Source organism: Kineococcus indalonis (assembly GCF_009906395.1).
Taxonomy (GTDB): Bacteria; Actinomycetota; Actinomycetes; order Actinomycetales; family Kineococcaceae; genus Kineococcus; species Kineococcus indalonis.
Genome location: NZ_JAAALM010000326.1, coordinates 1 through 4,673, shown reverse-complemented (window position 1 = coordinate 4,673; position 4,673 = coordinate 1). Strand labels below are relative to the sequence as shown.

5 protein-coding genes are annotated in these 4,673 nt (G+C 74.6%); 4 read left to right on the top strand and 1 reads right to left on the bottom strand.

Features of this window, described 5'->3' with window-relative positions; translation table 11 throughout:
* The first annotated feature begins 10 nt into the window (after nucleotides 1–10).
* The 3 genes from GTR00_RS14870 to GTR00_RS14860 all read left to right on the top strand — a co-directional run bounded on the left by GTR00_RS14870 (nucleotide 11) and on the right by GTR00_RS14860 (nucleotide 3,140).
* The gene (locus GTR00_RS14870; RefSeq protein WP_166612382.1) at nucleotides 11–883 is read left to right on the top strand and encodes an SDR family oxidoreductase; all 873 of its coding nucleotides are present in this window, start codon (nucleotides 11–13) and stop codon (nucleotides 881–883) included.
* Nucleotides 884–966: 83 nt separating this feature from the next.
* Nucleotides 967–1,485, top strand: coding sequence for a Fur family transcriptional regulator (locus GTR00_RS14865; protein ID WP_323132498.1), 519 nt, complete (start codon nucleotides 967–969; stop codon nucleotides 1,483–1,485).
* On the top strand, nucleotides 1,482–3,140 hold the full coding sequence (locus tag GTR00_RS14860) for a catalase (RefSeq protein WP_166612381.1): 1,659 nt from the start codon (nucleotides 1,482–1,484) through the stop codon (nucleotides 3,138–3,140). Before GTR00_RS14865 ends, GTR00_RS14860 begins: the two co-directional genes overlap by 4 nt.
* Before the next feature lie 114 nt (nucleotides 3,141–3,254).
* Here GTR00_RS14860 and GTR00_RS14855 read toward each other — a convergent pair whose 3' ends face one another.
* Nucleotides 3,255–3,641, bottom strand: coding sequence for a winged helix-turn-helix transcriptional regulator (locus GTR00_RS14855; RefSeq protein ID WP_323132497.1), 387 nt, complete (start codon nucleotides 3,639–3,641; stop codon nucleotides 3,255–3,257).
* Nucleotides 3,642–3,731: 90 nt separating this feature from the next.
* Between GTR00_RS14855 and GTR00_RS14850 the strand changes: the two genes are divergently transcribed.
* Nucleotides 3,732–4,589, top strand: coding sequence for an NAD(P)H-binding protein (locus tag GTR00_RS14850; protein ID WP_166612380.1), 858 nt, complete (start codon nucleotides 3,732–3,734; stop codon nucleotides 4,587–4,589).
* Nucleotides 4,590–4,673: the final 84 nt, after the last annotated feature.

Genomic DNA, 4,673 nt, shown 5'->3' with positions numbered 1-4,673 from the left:
GGGGGAGGGCATGAGCACCCAGAGCACCCAGAGCACCGAGAGCGCCCGGAGCGCCGAGGGCTTCCGCGACCTGCGCAGCGCCGAGCCGGCCGGGCGGCCGGGGCCGGCGGTCATCACCGGATCGGAGTCCGGCATCGGCCGGGCCATCGCGGTGGAGCTGGCCCGCCGCGGCCACGACGTGGGCGTCACGTGGTTCCGCGACGAGTCCGCCGGGGAGGAGACCGCGCGCCAGGTGCGCGAGCTGGGCCGGCGCGTGGAGGTGCGCCACCTGGACCTGCGCGACCTGCCGGCGGCCGCGGACGTCGTCGACGAGCTCGCCGAGGCCCTGGGGGGCCTGGAGGTCCTGGTCAACGACGCCGGCACGGGCACCTCCACGCCGCTGCTGGAGCTGTCCTTCGACGACTGGCGCGAGGTGATCGCCACCGACCTGGACGGGGCGTTCCTGTGCCTGCAGCGCGCGGCGCGGCGGATGGTCGCCGCCGGGCGCGGCGGGCGGATCGTGAACATCACCAGCGTGCACGAGCACCAGCCGCGGGTGGGCGCGGCGCCGTACTGCGCGGCCAAGGGCGGGCTGGGGCTGCTGACGCGCACGGCGGCGATCGAGCTGGCCGAGCACGGCATCACCGTCAACGCCGTGGCCCCCGGCGAGATCGCCACCCCGATGACGGGGCAGGAGGACCAGGACCCGCACACCGAGGAGCGCCCCGGGGTGCCGCTGCGCCGTCCGGGTGACGCCCGCGAGATCGCGGCGGTGGTGGCGCTGCTGTGCTCGCCGGAGGGCTCCTACGTCACCGGCGCCTCGTACGCGGTGGACGGCGGGATGCTGCAGATGGGGCCGATGGCCGGCTCGCACCTGACCTCCGACGACTGGCGCCGCCCCTGAGGCGGGCGCGCGCCCGGGGCCGGCCGGGCGGGGTAGGTGACCCTTTCTTGACTCGTTCCAGACTGGCCTGGTGGGATCGGGGGGTGCACGACCACACGACGACCCCGGGCGCGCAGGCGGCGGAGCACCGCCTGCGCGCCCGCGGCCTGCGGGCCACCCGCCCCCGCGCGGTGGTGCTGGGCGTGCTCGACGGCGCGGCAGCCGCCGGCGAGCACCTCGCGGTGGCCCAGGTCGTCGACCGGGCCCGCGCGGTGCTGGCGACGGTGTCGACGCAGGCGGTCTACGACTGCCTGGACGCCCTCACCCGCGCCGGGCTGGCCCGGCGCATCGAGCCCGCCGGGCACCCGGCGCGCTTCGAGGCGCGGGTGGGCGACAACCACCACCACCTGGTGTGCCGCGAGTGCGGGCGCACCGTCGACGTCGACTGCACCGTCGGCCCTTCACCCTGCCTCTCCCCCTCCGACACCGCGGGTTTCGCGGTGGAGGAGGCCGAGGTGGTGTTCTGGGGGCGGTGCCCGCAGTGCCGGGACGCTCAGGCAGCACCCGGGACGAGAAGACCCGCCGCGCAGCAGCGGGAACGACCACGAGAGGAAGCGCGATGACCGACGTCGCCAGCCAGCCGTCCGCCCCGGGCGACGACCGGCCGGTCCTGACCAACCGTCAGGGCCACCCCGTCTACGACAACCAGAACCAGCGCACCGTCGGCGCCCGCGGCCCGGCGACCCTGGAGAACTACCAGTTCCTCGAGAAGATCAGCCACTTCGACCGCGAGCGGATCCCCGAGCGCGTCGTGCACGCGCGCGGCACCACCGCGTACGGCTACTTCGAGGCCTACGGCTCCCTCGGCGACGAGCCGATCGCCAAGTACACCCGCGCCAAGCTGTTCCAGCAGGCCGGCAAGCGCACCGACCTGGCGATCCGCTTCTCCACCGTCGCCGGCGGCCGCGACTCCTCCGAGTCCGCGCGCGACCCGCGCGGCTTCGCGGTGAAGATGTACACCGAGGACGGCAACTGGGACCTCGTCGGCAACAACCTCGGCGTCTTCTTCATCCGCGACGCGATCAAGTTCCCGGACTTCATCCACTCGCAGAAGCCGGACCCGGTGACCTTCGAGGCTTCGGTGGCGCAGCGCGCCTTCGACTTCTTCAGCCAGACCCCCGAGGCCATGCACATGGTCACGCTGGTCTTCAGCCCCCGCGGCACCCCGGCGTCCTACCGCTTCATGCAGGGCTTCGGCGTGAACACCTACAAGTGGGTGAACGCGCAGGGCGAGACCGTGCTGGTGAAGTACCACTGGCTGCCCAAGCAGGGCGTGAAGTCGTGGACCGCCGCCGACGCGGCCGCCGTGCAGGCGCAGACCCTGGGCGCGCACACCAAGGACCTCTACGACGCGATCGAGGCCGGCGACTACCCCGAGTGGGAGCTGCACGTCCAGGTCATGGAGGACCACGACCACCCCGAGCTGGACTTCGACCCGCTGGACGACACCAAGGTGTGGCCGGAGGAGCTGTTCCCGCTGCGCCCGGTCGGCAAGATGGTGCTGGACCGCAACGTGACGGACAACTTCTCCGAGAACGAGCAGATCGCCTTCGGCACCGGCGTGCTGGTGGACGGCCTGGACTTCTCCGACGACAAGATGCTCGTCGGGCGGACGTTCTCCTACTCCGACACCCAGCGCTACCGCGTCGGCCCGAACTACCTGCAGGTGCCGGTGAACCGCCCCAAGGTGCAGGTGAACACCAACCAGCAGGGCGGCCAGATGTCGATGGGCCGCGACAACGTCGGGTCCAACCCGCACGTGAACTACGAGCCGTCGATCACCGGGGGCCTGCAGGAGGCCACCTACCCCACGCACGACGAGCAGGGCCCGGTCATCACCGGCCGCCTGACCCGCAAGCGCATCCCCCGCACCAACGACTACAAGCAGGCCGGCGAGCGCTACCTGCTGTCGGAGCAGTGGGAGAAGGACGACCTGGTGAAGAACCTCGTGGGCGCGCTGGAGCAGTGCGACCGCGAGATCCAGGAGCGCATGGTCTGGCACTTCCTCATGTGCGAGGACGAGTACGGCCTGCGCGTGGGCGAGGGCCTGGGCATCTCCCCCGACGACGTGCGCCACCTGCCGCCGCTGGCCTCGCAGACCCTGAGCGAGGAGGAGCAGGCCCGCCTGGCCAACCTCGGCAAGAACGGCACCCGCGACGTCTCGGGCCTGACGATGACGCACTGCGTGCCCAACGAGCACGTCAGCGTGGCCGGCTGACCGGAGCCCCGGCAGCGGTCGCGACGGGCGCCGTCCCCTCCCGGGGGCGGCGCCCGTCGCCGTCCCCGGCGGTCCGCGGCGCGGGTCCGGCGCGCGCCGGTCCGCGGCGCCGGTTCAGCGCGCGCCGGTGCGCTCCTCGCGCGCGCGCCGCACCTCCCCGGCGTGGGCCTCCAGCAGGTCGGCCAGCGCGCGCAGCCGCTGCGCGACGCCGGCGCCCAGGGGGGTCAGCTCGTACTCCACGCGCGGGGGGATCGCGGTGACGACCTCGCGGGTGAGCATGCCGTCGCGCTCCAGGGCCTGCAGGGTCTGCGAGAGCATCTTCTCGCTGACCCCCTCGACCCTGCGGCGCAGCGCGTTGAAGCGGTAGCGGCCCTCCCCCAGCGCCAGCAGCACCAGGGAGGCCCAGCGGCTGGTGACGTCCTCGAAGGCGGCGCGGGAGGTGCAGCCGCGGGCGAAGACGTCCGCGACGAGCTGCTGGGCGGGGTGCTCGCTGCCGGTCACGCCCCCGATCGTAGGCACCGGCCGGAACAACCGGCGCTTTCTGACGGTTAGCGCCCTCACGAGCGACAGCGCCCACCGGAGGAGAGCACCATGACCACCCACGCCGTCACCGCCGCCAGCGGCAGGCTCGGCCGCCTCGTCGTCGAGGCCCTGCTCGAGCGCGGCGTCGCGCCCGGCGACCTCGTCGCCCTCGCGCGCACCCCCGCCAAGCTCGACGACCTCGCCGCGCGCGGGGTGCGGGTGCGCCGCGCCGAGCACTCCGAGCCGGACACCCTCGGCCCGGCGCTGGCCGGCGTGGACCGCGTGCTGCTGATCTCCGGCGACGCCCCCGGGGCGCGGGTGGAGCAGCACCGCAACGTCGTGCGGGCGGCCGCGGCCGCCGGCGTGCAGCGCATCGCCTACACGAGCATCCTGCGCGCGGACACCAGCGCCAACCCGCTGGCCCCCGACCACGCGGCCACCGAGGAGCTGCTGGCCGCCTCCGGCGTGCCGTTCACCGCGCTGCGCAACGGCTGGTACCTGGAGAACTACACCGACTCCCTGGAGCGCCACCTGGCCGCCGGCGAGGTCGTCGGCTCCACGCACGACGGGCGCGTCTCGGCCGCCACCCGCGCCGACTACGCCGCCGCCGCGGCCGCCGCGCTGCTGGCGGGGGGCACCGGCGACGCCGTGCACGAGCTGGGCGGGCCCTCCTTCACCCTCGCCGAGCTCGCCGCGACGATCACCGAGGTCACCGGCACGCCCGTGGCCCACCGCGACCTGAGCACCGAGGAGCACGTCGCGCACCTGCGCGCCGCGGGCCTGGACGAGGGCACCGCCGGCTTCGTGGCCGCCCTGGACGCCTCCACCGCGCGCGGGGAGCTGCACACCGACAGCCAGGACCTGCAGCGGCTCACCGGCCGCCCCGCCACCGCGCTGGCCGACGCGCTGCGCGCCGCCCGGGCCTGACGCCCCCGGAGCCGGGCCCGTCACCGGCGGGCCCGGCCGTGCAGGTCGCCGGGCGCCGGGCGAGGCTGGGGGCGATGGACACCG